The 21,379-nt window shown below is 34.2% G+C and carries 17 protein-coding genes, 1 pseudogene and 1 riboswitch; of the genes and pseudogenes, 5 read left to right on the forward strand and 13 right to left on the reverse strand.

Features of this window, described 5'->3' with window-relative positions:
- Positions 1 to 9: 9 nt before the first annotated feature.
- From COC46_RS11040 to COC46_RS11055, 4 genes are all read right to left on the reverse strand, one after another.
- Entirely contained in the window at positions 10 to 1,953 is a 1,944-nt protein-coding gene (locus COC46_RS11040) for a TOMM precursor leader peptide-binding protein (protein ID WP_098809768.1), read from the reverse strand.
- A complete protein-coding gene (locus COC46_RS11045) occupies positions 1,950 to 3,896 on the reverse strand; it encodes a putative thiazole-containing bacteriocin maturation protein (RefSeq protein ID WP_098809769.1) in 1,947 nt (648 codons plus the stop codon). The genes COC46_RS11040 and COC46_RS11045 overlap by 4 nt, the downstream gene beginning before the upstream one ends.
- A gap of 332 nt (positions 3,897 to 4,228) precedes the next feature.
- Positions 4,229 to 4,474, reverse strand: a complete 246-nt coding sequence (locus COC46_RS11050) for a heterocycloanthracin/sonorensin family bacteriocin (protein WP_098809770.1) — start codon at positions 4,472 to 4,474, stop codon at positions 4,229 to 4,231.
- A 500-nt stretch (positions 4,475 to 4,974) separates the two neighbouring features.
- Positions 4,975 to 5,460: a hypothetical protein gene (locus COC46_RS11055; protein WP_098809771.1), complete on the reverse strand. Its 486-nt coding sequence runs from the start codon at positions 5,458 to 5,460 to the stop codon at positions 4,975 to 4,977.
- A gap of 383 nt (positions 5,461 to 5,843) precedes the next feature.
- Between COC46_RS11055 and COC46_RS11060 the strand changes: the two genes are divergently transcribed.
- The 3 genes from COC46_RS11060 (at position 5,844) to COC46_RS11070 (ending at position 8,755) form a co-directional block, all read left to right on the forward strand.
- Positions 5,844 to 7,277, forward strand: a complete 1,434-nt coding sequence (locus COC46_RS11060) for a BglG family transcription antiterminator (RefSeq protein ID WP_098809772.1) — start codon at positions 5,844 to 5,846, stop codon at positions 7,275 to 7,277.
- Between the two features lie 43 nt (positions 7,278 to 7,320).
- A complete protein-coding gene (locus tag COC46_RS11065) occupies positions 7,321 to 7,887 on the forward strand; it encodes an HD-GYP domain-containing protein (protein ID WP_098809773.1) in 567 nt (188 codons plus the stop codon).
- 74 nt (positions 7,888 to 7,961) lie between these two features.
- Positions 7,962 to 8,063, forward strand: a riboswitch (purine riboswitch).
- 104 nt (positions 8,064 to 8,167) lie between these two features.
- Positions 8,168 to 8,755 (forward strand): xanthine phosphoribosyltransferase, encoded by a 588-nt coding sequence (locus COC46_RS11070; RefSeq protein WP_098809774.1) that lies wholly within the window; start codon positions 8,168 to 8,170, stop codon positions 8,753 to 8,755.
- 79 nt (positions 8,756 to 8,834) lie between these two features.
- On the opposite strand, the gene COC46_RS11075 is transcribed toward COC46_RS11070, so the two are convergent.
- From COC46_RS11075 to COC46_RS11090, 4 genes and pseudogenes are all read right to left on the reverse strand, one after another.
- Complete coding sequence (locus COC46_RS11075; RefSeq protein ID WP_098809775.1) at positions 8,835 to 9,845, reverse strand: FecCD family ABC transporter permease; 1,011 nt, start codon at positions 9,843 to 9,845, stop codon at positions 8,835 to 8,837.
- A pseudogene (locus COC46_RS11080) lies at positions 9,842 to 10,851 on the reverse strand (FecCD family ABC transporter permease). The gene COC46_RS11075 and the pseudogene COC46_RS11080 overlap by 4 nt, the downstream one beginning before the upstream one ends.
- Before the next feature lie 248 nt (positions 10,852 to 11,099).
- On the reverse strand, positions 11,100 to 12,020 hold the full coding sequence (locus tag COC46_RS11085) for an iron-hydroxamate ABC transporter substrate-binding protein (RefSeq protein WP_098809776.1): 921 nt from the start codon (positions 12,018 to 12,020) through the stop codon (positions 11,100 to 11,102).
- Positions 11,971 to 12,816 carry an ABC transporter ATP-binding protein gene (locus COC46_RS11090; protein WP_098809777.1) on the reverse strand — a complete coding sequence of 282 codons (846 nt, stop codon included), beginning with the start codon at positions 12,814 to 12,816 and terminating at the stop codon, positions 11,971 to 11,973. Before COC46_RS11090 ends, COC46_RS11085 begins: the two co-directional genes overlap by 50 nt.
- A gap of 205 nt (positions 12,817 to 13,021) precedes the next feature.
- Here COC46_RS11090 and COC46_RS11095 point away from each other — a divergent pair, with 205 nt between their 5' ends.
- The gene (locus COC46_RS11095; RefSeq protein WP_098809778.1) at positions 13,022 to 14,071 is read left to right on the forward strand and encodes an NAD(P)/FAD-dependent oxidoreductase; all 1,050 of its coding nucleotides are present in this window, start codon (positions 13,022 to 13,024) and stop codon (positions 14,069 to 14,071) included.
- 286 nt (positions 14,072 to 14,357) lie between these two features.
- On the opposite strand, the gene COC46_RS11100 is transcribed toward COC46_RS11095, so the two are convergent.
- The 3 genes from COC46_RS11100 to COC46_RS11110 form a co-directional block, all read right to left on the reverse strand.
- Positions 14,358 to 15,740 carry an amino acid permease gene (locus COC46_RS11100; protein WP_098809779.1) on the reverse strand — a complete coding sequence of 461 codons (1,383 nt, stop codon included), beginning with the start codon at positions 15,738 to 15,740 and terminating at the stop codon, positions 14,358 to 14,360.
- Positions 15,741 to 15,892: 152 nt separating this feature from the next.
- Positions 15,893 to 17,197 carry a 4-aminobutyrate--2-oxoglutarate transaminase gene (gabT, locus tag COC46_RS11105; RefSeq protein ID WP_098809780.1) on the reverse strand — a complete coding sequence of 435 codons (1,305 nt, stop codon included), beginning with the start codon at positions 17,195 to 17,197 and terminating at the stop codon, positions 15,893 to 15,895.
- A gap of 226 nt (positions 17,198 to 17,423) precedes the next feature.
- On the reverse strand, positions 17,424 to 18,845 hold the full coding sequence (locus COC46_RS11110; protein ID WP_098809781.1) for an aldehyde dehydrogenase family protein: 1,422 nt from the start codon (positions 18,843 to 18,845) through the stop codon (positions 17,424 to 17,426).
- 452 nt (positions 18,846 to 19,297) lie between these two features.
- Here COC46_RS11110 and COC46_RS11115 point away from each other — a divergent pair, with 452 nt between their 5' ends.
- Positions 19,298 to 20,308, forward strand: a complete 1,011-nt coding sequence (locus tag COC46_RS11115; RefSeq protein ID WP_176545129.1) for a LacI family DNA-binding transcriptional regulator — start codon at positions 19,298 to 19,300, stop codon at positions 20,306 to 20,308.
- 192 nt (positions 20,309 to 20,500) lie between these two features.
- On the opposite strand, the gene COC46_RS11120 is transcribed toward COC46_RS11115, so the two are convergent.
- Positions 20,501 to 20,716 (reverse strand): hypothetical protein, encoded by a 216-nt coding sequence (locus tag COC46_RS11120; protein WP_098809783.1) that lies wholly within the window; start codon positions 20,714 to 20,716, stop codon positions 20,501 to 20,503.
- Between the two features lie 52 nt (positions 20,717 to 20,768).
- A complete protein-coding gene (locus tag COC46_RS11125) occupies positions 20,769 to 21,179 on the reverse strand; it encodes a hypothetical protein (protein WP_098809784.1) in 411 nt (136 codons plus the stop codon).
- Positions 21,180 to 21,379: the final 200 nt, after the last annotated feature.

The raw sequence follows: 21,379 nt of genomic DNA on the forward strand, positions 1-21,379 counted from the left end.
AGACACCACCTATGGGAACGGATGCGGATATGGATTGAGCTGCTCCGGCTTTAGCGGCTTCTTCGTATACCCCATTTTTACAGGAACGTTTAACACTCGATCAAGACCATTCAATCGTTTTAGATGATGACCGAATGTCATAGGCAACATGCCAGGAATTAAGACCTTAACACAAAACAGCCCATTTCTTTTAATTTCTGGTGTAGTTTGGTCAACTACAATGACATCAAGGTTTAATTGTTTAAATACTTGAAGAATATCCTTTAAATCATTCGTCAAATCTAAATGATTTGTATTCCATTTAAATTCTTCCTCAAAAGTCCTTAACGGACGGTTGTCATCTAATAAAAACTTCAAGCGCTCCTCTGCTTGGCGTAAACCATATAACATTCCGTGATCATCCATTTGCTTAACGAGCGTATGATCTAAAAGCATTTTCATATTTTGAGCATAATTTTCATCAAACTTCTTATCCAATGTAAGCATCATTCCCGCTAACTCATGCACTGCACTCTTAACTGCTCGCACTGGATCAAGATGAGCACCTGCTGCGCAAATAAGATTTAACCCATTTTCTTTCCGATTTTTGGCGATTGCAACAATACTTGGAATTCCATTCTCCATTGTTGAATTGAATAAATGAAGATCATATCCGCCTACTAAGCGCATACGCTCAATCATTAAATCCAGCTCTTGATCATTTGCCGATTTTGGATCAAGTCTCGGAAGTGGAAGCTTTGCATACCAGGTCATTAAGAATGAATCCCGCTCAACAATTTCTAAAATTCCGTAAAATATAGCTTCTTCTAAACTTCCTCCTAATGCACATCCATTAGATGTTTCATACACGAAGCCGTGTCCACAACCTAGGCTATAGTATGATAGTAACTCTGGTACAAGAATCGGCTCTTCCTTCATAAAAGAATAGCCCCAAACCCAATCTATTTTACGTTTAGGATTAAATGGCTTAAATGGGAAATTTGGCAAAGTATACTGCTCTTTTGAGTGTGTACCAACTATTTGGGGATCAATTGCGTAATCTTTTACTTTGTTATAACTATCATGCACTACCGTCCTTTTTCCTCGGGGCGTAAGACCGCAATATCTTTCCAATCCTTCTAAAATAGCAGTTAATTCACTAGACTCATATGAAAGTGTTCGTCCTGCCGTCCCCTCATCCCCTTGAAGTAGTGGTAGATTTACGACCACATCTGCAAATGGAGTGGATAAATCATATGCCTTTCCATTTAAAAAGCCTGTCTTTTGGCCTAAATAATCACTAACTAACACTTTTTTTAATTCATCCATTGAACGACTTCGATAACTAGTAGGAGAAATTTTCATACTAGGCTCAAGCGAAATAATAGCGGAATCAGAAGTATCATCTTCTAGTTGACCACAAATCGGGCATAAAGGGTTTGGTAAAAAAAAGTGATTAGAGCTCTTCAACGTTTTCATATTTAATAAAAAAATCCGTTCCTCTAGACGCGTTTCTTTACCGTTCATAAATTTATCCACTTCAGCTGCAATTAAGTAAGCCATTTGTAAAAGTCCTGTTCTTGTTCCCCATACATCATTCGAAAAAGTACCACTATCCAATAACTGATGGTCAATTTCTAGCATTTCTCTGCGCTCTCTACCTGCCATTAGACGTCGAAAATCAGCACACTTTATACATCCTTTTTGCCCTGGATGTACTAAAGGTCCGATTACACCTTCCCCAAATGAAACACACGCACGTAGCCACGGTACATTCCCTTTTCTAAATATTTCATCTGCTTTTTCATATACTTTTGGGTTCCACGCATCATCCAAAATAAGTATTAAACTAGTATCCTCCTGTACTTGCGACTCCAAATCCTTCTGCCCGACTATTTCATACTTGGTTAAAAGAATTTCGGATGCGTACTTCGTTAACAATCCCTCTCCAAAAATGGTAACCTTGGGCTTCAAATCGAGTTCACCTCTCTTAACAAAACACCGTAAACTCCTGCAAGCACATCTAAATTAATCGGTTCTAGCATAAACTCCAATGTTAACATCTGCATTTTATTCTGTTTTAAGTTATTGATCGACGAGATTAATAGATCAGTATGTTCACTTTGATTTGATTCAGGAATTAGAATTTTCGGTATTTGCTTTTCTTCTACTATAACTGACGAACTTTCAATCGCTTTTGATGCAAGATGTGGTGTTTTATTTTGCAACTCTTTTAAAGCTTGTTTTAGTGCACCCTGTAAGGCATTTGTTCTATTTAAACCAACACTTCTATACCAACCTTGCTCTGTACAAATCCAGACTACTGGAAATCCGCAAACCTCTTTTCCTAATGCGATTTTTGGTGACTCATGTAATGTATTTAATGTTTGTAAATAAAACTGAGCACGTTCATCTTCAACTTTTACTTCATTTACTATCTGAACATGATTTTGATGACCTATCGCTCGTTTATTAAGTTCTTCAGACAAATATTTTTGTAGTGCTCTACAAATACTCTCCGAAAAGGTTTGACCTGTGGCTATTGCAATGTATTCCTGAGGCTCTATGCACTCTACTACATCAGTCTCTGAATTCAATATCAGTTGCCTAGCTATTTGAGATACGTACATTTCAACGCCTGTAAGTCCCGCCTCTCTTCGTGCCTCCTCGTGAGTTAATTCTGTGCATACCATGCTTGACAATAGTTTTACTGGACCTTCAGTAAGAGGATCTACTACTTGTATCCGACATTGGGCTAAAGGAAGTTGATTCAATTCACCCTCATCCCAAACGTGAAATAATCCCGTTTCTTGTGAATTAAATTGACCTAAGTATGTTAATAGCTCACTTTGATCACCTTTCGTTACGATTTCCTCTAGCCTTTCCTCAAAATTATCCACTAGTTTGGCTTTTGCTTTTTTAATCACTAATGGATGAGTCGAGAATGTATGCCAGCTACCTTCTAACGTTTCTTGATTAATAATGTAAACCTGATTATTCTTTTCGGTTTCGCGTGATTGTGTAATATCCTTAAATAATTCGAATACCATTATATTCGCTAGCATTGCAGAAGTAATTGATGATAATGGTTGAAGGACTTCTTCTTCACGAAGTATCTTTTGGTGAATGCTTCTCCAGGCAGACTCGAAACAAGCGTCAGAATCTGGCGTCACAAGTGGGCCAGCCATACATAATTTATGTGAAGAGATTGCAGGGATAAATCGTTTTTTCTCTCTTTTACAAATCTCATTAAGCATTTTAAGTTCATATACATGGTCTTCTTCTGATACGTATAAAACTGAATCAAAGGTTGCTACAATTTCTTGTAAGGAAAGCTTCTTTCTTTCCATAAATAATACTTCAACTTCACCATCCATCTTCCGAGCGTTGTCCACTATCTCTTTTATCCGATTTTGATCTGTATTTGCCTTATTAGTTACTAGAAGATGAAACTTAGGTAACCCAGACTCAAGTAATGCTGAAACTAGTGAAGTGACAATTGTTCCAGAACCAATTGCCAATACCTTAGATTGACGATAAGTTTGGAAGCGAAATGCACCTGATTCCCCAAAACAATTTAGAAACTCAATTTGATTTGCATATTTACTTAGAATATCCTCAGTCATTTGGTGTGGCCGATCCTTACTTACATCCCGTGCAAATCCATTACTATATAAAATCTCAGCAATTTCAAAAACTCTATCTCGGTATTGATCCGGTAAACCATTTGTTAAACGCTCCAGTGAATGTTCACCATTAAACATTGGAAGTAACTTTTCAATCCACTGATAAACCGAAGCACCTTCCATTCGAAATGAACTTAAATTATTTCTAAAATAGACACCTCCATTCGAATCAGGTACAAAAAAAGTATCTCGATTAATCTTTAGACGTGTAGATGGATTCAATTTAGACATCCTTTTCAACCCCTTCAATACGTGAGTTGTACATTGAAATCACATAAATACTTTCTTCATAATCCTATGTATTTTAAGTACTCCTTATGTCATATCAAAGAGATATTAGTACTGGCTTTTAGCGTGTAGACGAAGTCCAAAAAACTTGAATTTCAGAATGATTGTAAACGTCAGTCTTTCGAGGTCGATGTCTGAGGAGGTGCAGAGTTTCATAACGATTAATGAACAGCGCAGACAGACGCGAGCATTTGGCAGACAGTCTAAAAACCCCTACATACTATACATAGGGGCTGATTGTCTAAATGGACAAATAGTTTTTTAAAACATTTCAATTAACGGTGACAGCGACCGCAGCCTCCACAACGGAAACAGCCTCCGCAACCTCCGCAACCTCCACAACGGAAACAGCCAAAACAAGTAAAAATAGGGAAAAAGCATGCAAAGCAAACACGAGCATCGTAATTTTGATATTGATTATAATCCCAAGGAACTACTTGACTAGATTGTAACTGTCCAACATTTAATTGTTGTAGCTCTCTTTGAAAATCATTTTGAAGCTCTCTTTGATAATCATACATTTTAATAACCTCCCATAAAATTTGAAAACGAATACAAACATAACGTACTTGAATAAATACGTTTCCCTAATTTGAATCTACAAAACCGAAGACTCTCAACAACAAAATATGATGAATACTTGGGCATTGTTACCGATTCAATTGCCCAATTTATTACTTCGCTAATTTACAGACTTATTGATCGTTTTTGGAGACAAAAAAAACCTCACATTGAAAGTGAGGTTTTAGGCTGTTGAAATTTTCTTATAGATTGTTAAATAAATACTTAACTATGATTGGTCAAGATGTTTATAGTAAAGCTTATATTTATCTACTATGCTTATGTAAGTCCGATAATGTGCGACCAAAAGCTCGGTAAACACCAATAGAGTTTGAAATCTCAAGTGCACTCTTTTTTCTATAGATTTATTATAACTTTACTTCCATCTGTTTTATTTAAAGATTTGTTCGTAGTGGAATTGTAGGCATTTTTAAATTTCAATGCATGTCCATATTTAGCCTTAATCTTTATTCAGTGTAATGCTCTTAATCGGAGAATAAGAAAAAACATTCTTTTTACTTGCTGTCTTAGTTCCCCTAGCTTCCTTCCCAAATTTTAATCCTATGATTTGTGTAATGTTGTTTACTTTAAATAGCAATAGATACGGCAATAATAGAAAATCAAAAATAAAAAGTAAATCTCCTATCATAAAAAAAGAGATTATTGTGTTGGAGATTTCTTTTGGTTGATCTAGCGTGATAAATTCATAAACTGCATATCTTTCATAAACAGTGCAAATTAACAAAATAACTCCAACTACTGAAGAAGTAAAACTATAACCTATACGTATTTCTCTTTTATTGAATTCTAAAAAAATTGGAAGTAAATAGAGTAAAACGACTATAAAAATACTAAATAACATTCCAAATAAGGTCATTCGAATATGCAACATTGATTGAACTAATAAAAGTTTTCCTAGGATAAAAAATAGTATGATTAATCTCATCATTTCCCTCCTCATTTATCAATTTAGAGCAACATTCATACTAATTGCTTAATACTATTACAAATGAAAAGTAAGCTCACCTTATAAATTAAATTATAGCTTTGCTTATTATCGTTTCATATGCTATTTTTTACCGTTTTGATAGGTAAAAACGGTTAATTCGAAACAATTAATTTCGTCACATTTAGTCTATTATGTAAATGAGTTTGTTTTATTATTGAATATTTTTTACCGTTTTTAACGGTAAAAATAGTCATATCCTTATCCAGCATCTAAGTTTAAAATTATCTCGAAAGCATTATCTCAACAACATTTTATGTGATTGATTTCACAAAAATTATGTAGTAAAAAAATATTATTTATTGATTAAAGTAGGAGATGAGATGGATAAAGCGAGTTTACGTAGATTACAATTAATTGATATTTTAAGTGGTCAAGAAAAATGGTTTAAAACGGAGGAGCTTGCTAAAGAGTTAAACTGCACTGAAAAAACAATCCGAACTGATATACAAATAATAAATGCAACTTTCCCTGAAGACTGGCACATTGACACGATAAAAGGAAAAGGTATTTATATCAATAATCCAATTAATTCCTCACTTGATCAAGTTTGTTCACTCTTTGTTAAGAATTCTCGAACGCTTCAAGTAATCATGTTTATTCTAATAAAAGAAATTGAATACATTAGTGATTTAGGAAAAATTTTATATACACATCATAATACCGTTTATAAAATTCTCGAACGAGTAGATACTTTATTGAAATCATATAATCTTAAATTAAAACGTGCACCTCTTGAAATAGTAGGCAATGAATTTCAAAAAAGGATTTTATGCTGTGATGTATTATATGGTTTGTATTCCCATACAAATAAATGGCCGTATGATTCACTATCATTTTCTACAATAAAAGAAATAGTAACTAAAACAGCTGAAAAAAATAAATTCTATCTATTTCCATCTACGACATACCGATATATTTATTATGTTGGTACAATGCTTCAAAGAATCGATCGAGATATTCAATTGGACTTAAATCCCTGTAACAATATTAAGGATTCAAAGTTTTTCTCATTTGCAACTGAAATTTGTGGGCAGCTAGAAAAAATTTATAAAATATTAATTCCAGTTAATGAAATAAATGCTCTTTCTCTAATGATTTCTACATTTCCATATTTTTCTAGCGAAGAAGAACCCCAAGACGAAATAATACACCTCTTCTATAAGAAATCAGAAAAACATTACATTGAGTTACATGAACTCGTTACAATGCTCGAAAAAAAGCTTGGTATAAATTTACTTGACCATAATGAGTTTATTTTCACTCTACAAAAACAATTTAGAGCCCTTTCCTTAGTTCTCTTTATGAACGGTAAAATTAATCGCACTTGTCTAATATCTGACTATGTTAAAAAGCGATACCCTGAATTATTTAATAATGTAAAAATTGTATTTCGTAATTGGTGCAAATACTTTTCTTACCCGGAAGTCAGTAATGAAGTAATTGCTAAAGTCACATTAAATATTCAAGCAATCATAATTAAATTATCTCTAGTCAAAAAAAGGGTTCTACTATTAACTAGTGAGGGTTACGGTGTACAGCATTATATAACAGCTAAACTAACAAAAGAATTTAGAAATAAAATCCACTTTGTAGAACTCCAAAACGGAGAATTATTCCCTGAAACAATTAACGAATTACGTTTGGACTTTATTATTGCTGATTTTCAACTTGATATTAAAACTGTACCGATTGCTGTAATTAGTTCCACTTTATCACAGCGCGATATTTATCATATCGCCCACTTATTAAATTAAGTGTTAATGTTTTCTATTTAATTAATCGTTTAAAGGTGATTTTATGATAAAAGAAAGGCTAAACTTAGTTTCAAATGATTTAATTAATCTTTTAAAGCAATTAGATTATGATACCTTCTTACATGGAATGCGTGTAGGCGAAATGTTATATAAGTTCAGTAGATATTTAGATCTGACTTTACATGAATCTAAAGAATTACATTTTATTGGATATGTGCATGATATTGGAAAGCTTAACATTCCAACTTCAATTATTACTAAACGAGGACCTCTTACTGATATTGAATGGAATATTATGAGAAACCATACCATTGATGGGTATAACATATTAAAAGATCTCGTCGACAATAGTAAAGTGTTAAATGCTGTACGATACCATCATGAAAATATTGATGGGACAGGCTATGAAGGGTTATGTGGTGACAAAATCGATTTTAATTCTAAATTAGTTAGAATTGTTGACAGTTTTGACGCACTAACCAATGACCGTTCATATAAAAAGAAATGTTCAACTGAGTTTGCGATAAAAAAAATTCAAAAACTCAGTGGCACTGTTTACGATGAGGATCTACTAAATGAATTTACTAAGTTTATTTCTAAATTGAATTAGAGTTTAATTCCATACTGCTAATTATTTACACCTATTAATTGCTAGACCAGAATCTATTAACATGTTATAGTTTCATTAAAATTATAAATTTCACTCGTATAATCGTGAGGATATGGCTCACAAGTTTCTACCGGTTAACCGTAAAAATACCGACTATGAGTGGTAACACAGCTGAATTTACAGCCTGAGCGAATCAAAGACTCAAAATGTGTTACTTCACTCATTTTATAAAGTGAAGTACATGTTTTGAGTTTTTTTGTTTAGATTAAGGGGGATCATTATGGAATTATTACTTGAAAAAATTGAACAAGAAGGAATCGTTTTAGCAAATGATGTATTAAAGGTAGATGCTTTCTTAAATCATCAAATGGATCCTGTTTTAATGAAAGAAATTGGGGAAGAATTTGCGCGATTATTTTCTGAAGAAAATATAACAAAAGTAGTTACGATCGAATCTTCAGGTATTGGACCTGGTTTAATGACAGCACTTGCTTTAAATGTCCCTCTAGTTTTTGCTCGTAAGAAAAAATCAATTACGATGCAGCAAGATGTTTATACAGCCAAAGTATACTCATTTACTAAAAAAGAAGAAAATGAAATTTCAATTTCTCATAAATGGTTAGAAGAAGGCGACAGAGTTTTAGTGATTGATGATTTCTTAGCAAACGGACAAGCAGCTCTAGGATTACTTTCAATCATCGAACAAGCGAAGGCAGAAACTTTAGGTTTTGGAATTGTAATTGAAAAATCATTCCAAGACGGTGGCAAGCTTTTACGTGAACGTGGTTATCGAGTAGAATCTCTTGCTCGTATTCAATCTTTAAAAGATGGGCAAGTTAAATATTTAAATGAAGAATTAACGGTTTAATTAAAAAAGACATTGTTTGAACGATATTTCAGTTCACAATGTCTTTTTTAAATGAAGTTTTTTAGCTTTTTTTTGGTCTTTATGCTTTTTTTAGAATTAAATATACGAAATATGGTCCACCGATAAGGGCTACTATAATCCCTGCTGGTATTCCTTCTGGATCGACTAAGTTTCGTCCGACTGTATCGGCAACTAATAGTAATAATCCACCAATTAGAATTGCAATTGGTATAAATAATTGATTTCTTGGACCAACTAAGCTTTTAGCAATATGAGGTGCCATTAATCCGATAAATGCAATTCCTCCAGTTACAGAAACGGCAGATGCCGCTAATGCAACTGCTGCTAACATTAAAACGATTCTTTCCTTTTCTAAAGAAACCCCTACTCCAATTGCAACGGGTTCATTTAAGTTAAGAAGATTTAATGTATTAGCTTTGTATAAAGTAAATGGGATCAATACAATTAACCATGGTAAGAATGCCCAAATAAATGGCCAATCTGTCCCCCATATATTACCTGCTAACCATTTTGCAATAAAATCTACTTTAGTACGCTCAGCAGATGATATTAAAACAATCATAATACCTGAAAGGGCCATTGAGAAACCAATACCTACTAAAACTAGTCTTATAGGTTGCAGACCAGAATTTTTCTGATAAGAAAATATGTAAATAATGCTCGCTGTTACAATAGCTCCACAAAATCCTACAATTGGGATTAAATAAACAAATGAGCCTGCATCAATTGGAAAGTATAAAAAAAATATAGTGATAGCCACACCCGCGCCAGCATTGAACCCTAGGATCCCAGGCTCAGCCATATCATTTCTTGTAACCCCTTGTAAAATGGCACCAGATAACGCAAGTGCCATACCAGCCATTAAAGTAATGATCATTCTAGGTAATCGAATCGAAAAAATAACAAACTCTTCTTTAAATGTGCCATCACCTAAAAATGTTGGTAGTAGTCTACTATATGGTATAGCTGAAACCCCCATTCCCATTCCAATAAAGAATGTTAAGAGAATAAGAATAAAAAGAATTAACAAAATTAATCTTTGTTTTCTAAGTATAGTAGGTTGTATCATGAGAATTCTTTGCCTCCTTTATGTACGATAAATAGAAAAAAAGGAAGGCCAATCATTGCAACAATCGCTGCAACTGGTGTTTCATAAGGTATATTAATTGTACGACCAGTGTGTCTGCTAAAAGTAAGAAAGTAGCACCAAAAATTGCAGACATCGGAATGATAAATCGATAATCGGTTCCTACAAATCCTCGCACCATGTGAGGTACCATTAAACCTAGAAAAGCCATATTTCCTACTAGAGCAACTGCCGCTCCCGCTAGTAAAACAATGACAACAAATAAGATTGCTTTAATTCTTGGGATATTTTGACCTAAACCTACGGCAACTTCCTCGTTTAAACTAAGGATTGTTAATTGACGTGCAAGGAAAAGAGTTACTAGTATTCCGACTACAATAAAAGGTGTAATCGTTTTTACTTGCCCCCAAGAAGTACCAACTAAACCACCAGATGTCCACATTGAAATGTTTTGAGATATTTTAAAATAAATCCCTACACCTTCTGATATAGCTGTTAAAAAACCTGTAACAGCTGCTCCCGCTAAAACTATACGGAAAGGAGAAAAGCCCCCTTTTTTCGCGGAAGCAATACCGAAAACAATTAACGAACCTACCGCAGCCCCAATAAAACAGGCAATCATGATTCCAAAATAATTTACTTTTGGTAAGAATGCCATTGTTATCGCTAATGCTGCATTTGCTCCTGCGGTTAAACCAAGCAACCCTGGATCAGCAAGTGGATTTCTAGTCATCCCTTGCATAATAGCACCTGCCACTGCAAGAGCTGCCCCGACAAAAATAGCTGCCACCTCTCGAGGTAAACGTAACTCTCTAATAATAGAAATCTGTTGACTGTTCATATTTGTAAAAATGGCATTCCATACATCGTGAACAGTAGTATCCGCTGCTCCGAAAACAATCGCAATTACAAACATAACAATAAAAATAATAATCCCCAATAAAAGTTTAAAAAAGAACGGAATCGAACCTTTGTTTTTCTGTGTCATTAGCCTCTCATCTTCTCTTTATAGATTGAAAGAGTAGGAATAAATCCCTACTCTCAGACTGCCCGCCAAACGCTCGCTTTCTTCGTTGCTTCGCTTGTCTGCAGTGCTCATTACCGTCTATGGTAACTCCGCTCCTCACCAAGCTTCGCGCCTCGAAAGACAATCGTTTTCAATCAGCCTGAAAATCAAATTTTTGGACTTTGTCTACATAAATAGAGTAGGAATAAATATCCCTACTCTTATTTGTATTAGTTACCTAAAAATTGCTTTTTAAAGAAATCTAATTGCATATCTAACGTATCTGGATCGTTGAAATAGAATTCACTTCCATTGACTTCGAAAACATGCTTGTTCTTCACTGCTGGTGTGTTTTTATAAGTAGCTGTTTTTTCTACAGAAGTATCTGTTTGATCAAATTTACTGAAGATTACATAGTCACCCATGAATTCAGGAAGCACTTCTAATGAGATTGCATAGTATCCTGGTTTTAATGCATTTTCTTCAACCTTTTTAGGCATTTTTAATTTCATTTCTTGGAAAAGAATCTCTGTTCCGCGACCCCAATTGTTACCATATACATAAAGCTGTTTGTCGAATTTTTCAATTACAGAAACTGTTGCATCTGGACCAATTTTTGCTTTAATCTCTTCCCCAGCGTTCACGGCACGTGCTTTGAAATCATCTACCCAAGTTTTGGCTTCCTTTTCTTTATTTAATAATTTACCAATTTCGATGTGTTGAGTTAAATAATCTACTTTACCGTATGTGTAAACAACAGTAGGTGCAATTTTCTTTAACTTATCAAGGTTTTTAACATTATCTAATCCAATAATTAAATCTGGATTTAATTCAATAATTTTTTCAATATTTTCGTCTGATACTTCTTCAGCATTTTTTAGCTTTTCACTCCAACGAGGATTTGCCTTTGACCAAGAATCCACGCCAACAATGTTAACTCCTAACGACATTACATTTCCTGCAAACGATGATAATACTACTACTCGTTTAGGATTTGCTGGAACTTTAACTGGACCATTTTGAGATTGATATGTAATAGTTCCAGACTTTTTTGATTCTTTCTTTGAGTCGACTTTACTTGACGCTCCATTACTACATGCACTAATAATTAGCACGAACATTAAAAGAAATGGTATTAGTATCTTCTTCATTATTCTCTTCTCCCATAAGTAAATTGTATGTTATGCACATTGGTTTATTTGTTCTTGGATCTCTTCCAATCACTGTATCAATTGAGAAAACTTTTTTTAGAACGTCATGTGTAATGACTTCTTCGCAAGAACCTGCTTTTACGATTTCTCCATCTTTAAGTGCGATGATGTAATCAGCAAATCTAGCTGCTTGATTCAAATCATGTAAGACCATTACAATCGTACGTTCTTGTTCTTGATTTAGCCTTTGTAATAGTTCTAAAATTTCAAGCTGATGTGCCAAATCTAAATATGTAGTAGGTTCATCTAGGAAAATAATTTCAGTTTCTTGTGCTAACGCCATTGCAATCCAAACTCTTTGACGCTGACCTCCTGAAAGTGAATCAACTGCTTGATATTTATAATCCTTTGTACCTGTCACTTCAAGTGCCCAGTCAATTACTTCAATATCTTTTTTTGTTAATCTGCCAAAACCACTTTGATATGGGAATCGACCATAAGATACTAGTTCACCTACTGTTAAACCACTTGCACTCTCTGGTGTTTGAGGAAGGATTGCCATTTTTCTGGCTAGTAATTTAGTATTCTCTGAAGCGATGTTTTCCCCATCTAAAATAATTGTTCCGGATTGATGCGAGATGATTCTAGTAATCGCCTTCAAAAGGGTCGATTTTCCACATCCGTTTGAGCCAATAATTGTTGTTATCTGTTTATCCGGGATTTTTATATTAAGGCCTTTTACAATCAAACGATCACCATAACCAATGGTCAAATCATCAGTATATAACCGTACCATAAACGGACCCCCATTCATTCAGTATTTCAAACCCAACCGATGATAATGATAATTATTATCATTTTATGTCACTACGTAAATATAATTCTATTTACTAATTAAGTCAATATTAAATTTACGTTAAATCATTGAAAAATTCTCAAAAATGGTTTATATTTTATTGAGAATGATAATCAATGACAGAATATTCTGGAGTGAGACAGAAATGAATATAAATGATCTATATGATGTAACGGTAATCGGGGGAGGTCCTGCTGGACTATACTCTGCTTTTTATAGTGGTTTAAGAGAAATGAAAACAAAAATAATAGAATTTCAATCTGAATTAGGTGGAAAAGTTCATTGTTATCCTGAGAAGATGATTTGGGATGTTGGAGGACAACCGCCAATTCCTGGTGAAAAATTTATCGGCCAAATCGTTCAGCAAGGTTTAACTTTTGATCCTACAGTTGTATTAAACGAAAAAGTCGATACGATCACTCGTGATGATAATGGCATTTTTATTTTACATACTGCTTCTGGTCAAAAGCATTATTCTAAAACAATTATTGTTGCGGTTGGTAGTGGTATATTAAACCCTACGAAGCTTAAAATAGATGGTGCAGAAAGATTTGAAGTTTCAAATTTAAACTATACAGTAAAATCTCTTAAACACTTTAAAGACAAAACTGTAATCGTTTCCGGTGGTGGTAACTCTGCGATTGATTGGGCTAATGAATTAGAGCCGGTTGCTAAGAAAGTTTACTTAACTTACCGAAAAGATGCACTAAAGGGTCATGAAGCACAAGTATCTCAATTAATGAATAGTTCAGTCGACTGCCTTTTCAATACATCAATTACGAAATTAATTGCTTGTGAAAATCATGAAGTAATTGAAAAAGTCGAACTAACAAATAACGAAAATGGTGAAGTATCTCATTTATCTATTGATGAGGTAATCATTAATCATGGTTATGAACAGGATACTTCTTTACTAAATAACAGTGAAATAAAAGTAGAAATGATTCAAGACTTCTATATTAAAGGCAATACAACGAGTGAAACTTCGATTGAAGGGATTTATGCAGCTGGAGATATTCTAATGCATGAAGGAAAGTTGCAATTAATTGCTGGCGCTTTTCAAGATGCCGCTAATGCCGTTAATAAAGCTAAACAATATACTCAACCAGACGCTAGTAGCGCAGCAATGGTTTCATCTCATAATGAAGTATTTAAACAACGAAATCGCGATTTAATTAAACAAATGATGAACTAATTAAAGGCACTTACTTTTATAAAAAAAGGCACTTTAATATTAAAAAAGAAGACCGTTTTGGTCTTCTTTTTTTAATCTTCCAATGTAATTAATACGAGAAAAACCGTTTGGAAAATGAGCTATTTCTGTTAAACATCATAGGTAAATCGAATTCAAAAAGTCTATACGGATTAATTAAGTGATGATATCTTATACAGTATAATCTAGTAGCGCTTTCATACTAATGTAAAAGTTGATAGCTGTTTGGAAAAGAGAATCCCCCGCACAGTGATTAGCAACACATATATTAACCCGCATGTTGTTTTGATTGATCTACTTCTTTCTTTCCATTTTTAAAAATAAAGAATGAAGAAATAACTAATACCGTAATTAATGATGTTAAGTAGAACTGAGAGCGAAGATCCTTCATAAAGTACATCGAAAAATAAATGACAACCATTGCCAAAATGGTAATGTAAGTAACAATTGGGAAACCCCACATTTTTAAACGTAACACTTTTCCTGTTTTCTCAGCTTGTCTTCGCTTTATTACATGTGATACTGCAATAACAATATACACTAGAAGCGCAATTGAACCTGATGCATTCAGGAGAAAAGAAAAAAGTTTATCAGGTGAGATAAAGTTAAAGATTGCAGCCAGGAAGGCGAAAGCTGAACTTGCCCAGACTGCCCAATACGGAGAACCACCTTTGTTTACTTTTGTAAAAATTCTCGGTGCATTTCCTTGCTGCGCCAAAGAGTAAAGCATTCGAGAATTCGTATAAAGTGCTGAATTCAAACAAGAAAGTACTGAAAAAAGTACAACAACCTTCATGATTGTTGCAGCACCTGGAATTCCTAGATTGCTAAGCAACGTTACATATGGGCTACTTAATGATTTTGCATCATTCCATGGCATTAATAAAACTAAAATAGAAACTGATCCAATATAGAACAATGCTACACGCCAAACAACAGTATTAATGGCAGTAACAACAGATTTTTGAGGATCTTTTGATTCACCAGCAGCAATCGCTGCAATTTCAGACCCAAAAAAGGCAAACATAACTGTCATAAAACCACCTAATATTGCACTTACACCTTTTGGGAAAAATCCGCCATGCTGTGTCAAATTAGATAATCCCGGAGACTGAATCGTAGGGATGAAGTTGAATAAAATCGCAAGACCTATTAACATAAACGCTGAGATCGCCACTACCTTTGTAATGGCAAACCAATATTCAAATTCTCCAAATGTTTTAACTGATAAAATATTGGTGAGTGTAAGTACAAATGTAAGAATTAAAGCCCATCCCCATAATGGAATACTTGGGAACCATGAATTCATTATATTTGCACCCGCAATCGCTTCGATTGCGATTGTAATTAACCAGAAAAACCAATACAACCAACCAATCGTGTATCCTGCCCAAGGGCCAATCGACTCTTTTGCATACGTTGAAAACGAACCACTAACTGGGTTCTCTGCAGCCATTTCTCCTAACATTCTCATAAGGAGTGCAACTAATAACCCTGCTATTAAATAGGCAAGAATTGCTGATGGACCCGCACTATGAATAACATTCCCACTACCTACGAATAAACCTGCCCCTATGATTCCACCGATTGAAATCATCTGAATATGACGATGCTTTAGATTTTGTTGTAAACCATTGTGTTGTTTCTCCATATTCACCCTATCCTTTTTTCTGTAAATATAAAAGTATTTATAAAAACCTTGCAGTAAAAGACTCGAGCAATTCCTATTAACCTACACATTCGGACGTAACTTTTAAAAGTTTGAACATATGAAAATCATTGAATGATCAGTTTCAACAAAATTTAACAATTAGATAATACGTTTTCTAAAATGGCAAGACCTTCATTTAATTCATTTTCTGTTATCACTAGCGGGCTTAAAAAACGAATAATATTTCCATCTAGACCTGCAGTAAGTAATAGAAGCCCAGCTTCATTTGCTGCTTTTGCAATTTTAGTAGTAAGATCTTTATTCGGTGTTTTTGATTTTTGATCCGTTACAATCTCTACTGCACACATTGCCCCTAGACGACGGAATTCTCCAATGAAGTTGTACTCAAATTGCCATTTTTTCACACGGCTCTCAAGTACATCACCAATCCATTCTGCTTTTTCACACAATTTTTCTTCTTCAATGACTTCTAATACTGCCAACGCGGCTTCACATGCAAGTGGATTTCCACAATAGGTTCCACCTAATTCACCTGGATCTGCTATATCCATCATTTCAGCCTTACCAATTACAGCACTTAGTGGCATACCACCTGCGATAGATTTAGAAGCTGTCATAAGATCAGCTGCAATTTCGAAATGCTCCATTGCAAATAATTTTCCTGTTCTTGCGAATCCGGTTTGAATTTCATCTGCCACCATCACAATGCCATGTTTTGAACAAAATTCGCGAACGTGTTTTACAAATGATTTTGGCGGTATAACAAACCCACCTTCTCCTTGAATTGGCTCCATGACAATACACGCTACAGTCTCTGGTGCTACTGTTGCTACAAAAAATTGATTAAACTGCGCAATAACATCTGCTTCGTATTGCTCATCAGTCATCCCGTCTGGCTTACGGTACATATATGGATATGGTGCTTGATATACTTCTGGTGCAAAAGGACCAAAACCAAACTTATATGGCTTTACTTTGCTCGTCATTGTCATCGTCATTAAAGTACGGCCGTGAAATCCACGAGTAAATGTGACAACTGCTTGGCGCTTTGTATATTTTCTTGCGATCTTCACAGCATTCTCAACTGCTTCAGCACCACTGTTTAATAAAATTGCTTTTTTTGCAAAGTCTCCTGGCGTTGCTTCACACAATTTTTCACAGATTTCAATGTATGACGGATACATAACGACATTGAAGCCAGGATGTATGATTTTTTCTGCTTGTTCTTGTATGGCTGCTACTACTTTTGGGTGTGAATGCCCTACGTTAATGGTTCCTATAGCTGCACCGAAGTCAATAAACTTCTTACCTTCCAAATCGTATAAAGTAGCTCCCTTGCCTTTTACGGCAATTGCTCGATTTCCATTGCTAACGCCCTTTACAACGTATTTATCTCGCTTTTCTTGCCATTCTTTTGTAGATAGTTGCTTAATCATTATTTGATTCCCCCGTTTTTATAAGATTTTCTCTACAATGTTTGATTTTTCAATTACTGAATAGTTTAATTACGAGCTATTCATGGCTAATATGTATAACAACCTTTACGCTCATTTCAAAATCCAGTTTGAGAACCTATAAACAGTTAAAACGTGTACCGTATAAAAAACGATTAATCTAAACGATAACTTAAAAATAATAATCATTTTAGATGAAGACTAAAATTTATCCTTTGTGCCAAATAACGAGTTTCATTTCGGTCATCTCTTCAATTGCATATTTCAATCCTTCACGTCCTGTACCACTTTCTTTTACGCCGCCATATGGCATTTGATCAACACGGAACGTAGGGACATCATTAATCACTACTCCTCCTACATGCAGATCATCCGCTGCTTTGTGTGCATTAAAAACACTATTAGTGTAAATTCCAGCTTGCAGCCCATATCGGGAATCATTCACAGCATCGATTGCTTCTTCAATAGAAGATACTTTGCAAATTGAAACAATTGGAGCAAAAACTTCGTTACATGATACTTTCATGTTACGTGTTACATCTAAAATAACTGTAGGTTCAAGAATATTACCTTGGGTTTTGCCACCTGCTGCAATAGTCGCACCCTGCGCTTTTGCTTCTTCGATCCAGCTTAAAGTACGGTCTAAGTCATTCGGCGAAATAAGCGATGAAACATAGGTTTCAGGATCTAGAGGGTCACCTAGTTTGAGTTTACTAGCTGCTTGTGCAAACTGCGAAACAAACTCATCATAGATTTTTTCGTGTACGTACATACGTTGTAACGAAATACATACTTGCCCTTGGTTTGAAAATGCGCCCATTAAACAACGATCAAGAGCTTTTTTTACATCAATATTTTCATCAATAATTAATGCCGCATTTGAACCTAGTTCAAGTGTTGTTTTCTTAAGCCCTGCCTTTGCTCGAAGTGCAATTCCAACTGAGGAACTTCCTGTAAAAGTCACCATATTAACTAGATCACTTTCTACAATGGCGTCACCTACAACTCTTCCTGGTCCCGTAACAACATTTAATGCGCCATCCGGTAGACCAGCTTTTTTAAACAAATCAGCTATATAAAATGCAGAAAGTGGTGTTTGTGAAGCTGGCTTCAATACCACGGTATTTCCTGAAGCAATAGCTGGTCCCACTTTGTGTGCAACTAAATTCATTGGAAAATTAAATGGAGTAATTGCACCAATAACTCCAATTGGATTTCGAATTGTGTAGCCTATTTTTCCAACACCACCAACAGCTGCATCAAAAGGGATTGTTTCTCCATGAATTCGTTTTGCTTCCTCTGATGCAAATTTGTAAGTTTCAATCGTTCTTATTACTTCTGCTTTGGCGAAGATAAGTGGTTTAGCCGACTCGAGAGCAATTACTCTTGCAGCTTCTTCTAGATTTTCTTCAAGAAGTTGTGATACTTTCTCTAAAATAGCTGCTCGTTGGTGAGCAGGCATTTTAGCCATTACTTCTTTAGCATCATAAGCAACTTGAATTGCATTCTGAGTTTGTATTTTATTCGCTATTGCAATATCTGCAATTTTTTCTTGTGAATAAGGAGAAAGTAATTCTGAATAATTTTCTGTTTCTACATACTGTCCGTTAATCCAAATATTCTTTTTCATATTTCCCTCCATAACTTATGAATACGTATTAATAATAAGCCTCATTTTTAATAATTGTCAAACAATTTTTATTTTTTAGCATTTTATAAATATTTGTTTTCTATCGAGAACACTTATCTATATTTAGTTCTGCTTAATTGTGATTGTATGCTGGTTCTGGTAAGAACACCTTCGATTTTTTACATTTTTATCAACAAGAATCTAATCTACATAATGATTACATCTACATTTCTAATTTCTATGAATACGTATGCAAAAAAATCGTTAATTTACTCAAAAATTCTAATCAAATTCAATTTTATTTGCTATAATGAATAATAGTCACTTGAAAATTCCAAAGATTATGTCGTTTTTGGAAGTAACAAGAATTAATGCGTTTGCCGTATTCATTGCTTTTTTATTATTTCACTATTATTTTAATTTTTATATTTTATGAGCTTGGAGTGATTTATTTGGTTTCTTCACACGATGTTGCGAGGCTAGCTGGTGTCTCTCAATCTACTGTTTCTCGTGTATTAAATGGATCTAAAAATATTAAACCATCTACAGTAGAGAAAGTAGAGAGGGCCATTAAAGAATTAAACTATCATCCGAATATGATTGCTAGAAATCTCGTAAAAAAGAAAACCAATATGATTGCGTTAATCACAGGACATACTCATGATCCATTCTATGAAGAATCTACTCGAGGGATTGTATCAATCGCAGCAAAAAAAGGATATAACGTACTCGTATTTTTCCATAAAATAGATAACGATAAAATGCTTTACGACCAAGTATTAAGCGCCCCTGTTGATGGAATCATATTGTCTTCTATTTTAATGAATGATTCTATTTTTCCAATTTTAGAAAGTTTGGAAGGCAAACCGTATGTGACCTTCAATCGGAAGCATTCGCGTGGGACAAACTATTTTGAGATTGATAACGTAAAAGCTGGCGAGCTAATAACAAATCATATGATAGAATTAGGACATAAAAATCTAGCGTATATAGGTGGACCGCTACAAGCATCTACTTTTCACGGTCGTTTAGAAGGGTTTAAAACAGAGGCTAATAGACAAAAAATAGCAGTGCGCGAGGATTGGATAAAAACGACCGATACAACTGTAGAATCCATCGTCCAAGCCTGTAAGGAGTTATTTTCAGGTATTGAATTTCCAACAGCCATTGTCGCTGCGACGGATGCCATTGCATTAATTTGCTTGGATTTCCTACTTAATAAAGGCTTTAAAATACCGGAAGATATCAGCATTGGTGCAATTGATAATATCGAGTTTTCTGCCCATGCATCTATTCAATTAACAACAGTTGGAACTCATTTAAGTCAATCTCTAGGAAATCTGGCTATGGAGCATCTAATTAATTTGATTGAAAATAAAAATAAACAAATAAGTTCCGTAACAACTACAATCACACCTCATTTAATTGTTCGACGATCAACTGGAAAGCCTAGAGTAAAATAGATTTTAGAGATGAGCCTATTTTAACAAGGAAACTGAGGCTGTCCCAAAAGGGAAATCTCAGGCCTTAAAATTTAGGCTTTGTTAAAGTTAATTGTTGATTTTTAAATAAAAAATAAGACCACAAAAAATTGTGGTCTTTGCTTTTTCTAATTCAACTAAAGCATCGTTAGTTGCATACCTTACTTTTTATTTTTATGTTTCCAGTAGTTTACGATTAATAAAAAGTACCAAAATGAACACGAACATTCCAAAGCCGAAAAATAACATAAACAATAAAGTTAATAATGAAGCGTTCTTAGAAAAAGGTTCAATATGGGTACGAACAACGTAATAATTTGTAGCAAGTTTACTACTAACAATCATTATTAAAGTTGGTATAAAGAAGATAAAGAATTTTTTTAGTTTCATACAAATACCTCCTATTGATTTTATCCTAAAAATATTCAAATTCCTTTTACAACTAACGCTCTGCGTTCAACAAGTATTTTTTTAAGGCTTTAGCGTTATTTTTATCTAACTCACCATAACCTTCTTTTTTATCATCGCTAATAATTGTTGCTGTACCAGACTCATTAAACCAAATTGAATATTCATATAATCGTTCAGGCATACCTTTTTCTACTTCATAAAAGAAAACAGCTTTTGTATCCTCTTTTCTAGCCATCTTTTGAACTTTATTTGGTTCCCATTTAATTTGTTTAGATAAATCTTCAATTAAAGTTACAGTATCTTCATCCTCAATGATAATTTCGTTTTTATTTTCTATAAAGACATCCACTCTTGTTAAATTTCCCTTTCCTTCTGGCTTGCAACCTGCCAATAAAAAAACGAAAGTAGAAATAAGAACTAAAACCATAATTATTTTTTTCATCCTTACACCTCCTTAAATTGATAAGTTCTACAATATATATTTTCATACCTTTAATTTAAAATCGGGTTATTTTATTCCTGATTTAATAACGTTTATACGATTTCTTATTGAACTAAGCTGCCATTTACTGCAATAAAAAAAGCCGCATATAAGCAGCTCGTGTTGTTCAACTATTGCATCAGTTCGTATTATAAGGTCAG

It is taken from the genome of Bacillus sp. AFS041924 (genome assembly GCF_002577195.1).
Classification (GTDB): Bacteria; Bacillota; Bacilli; order Bacillales; family Bacillaceae_G; genus Gottfriedia.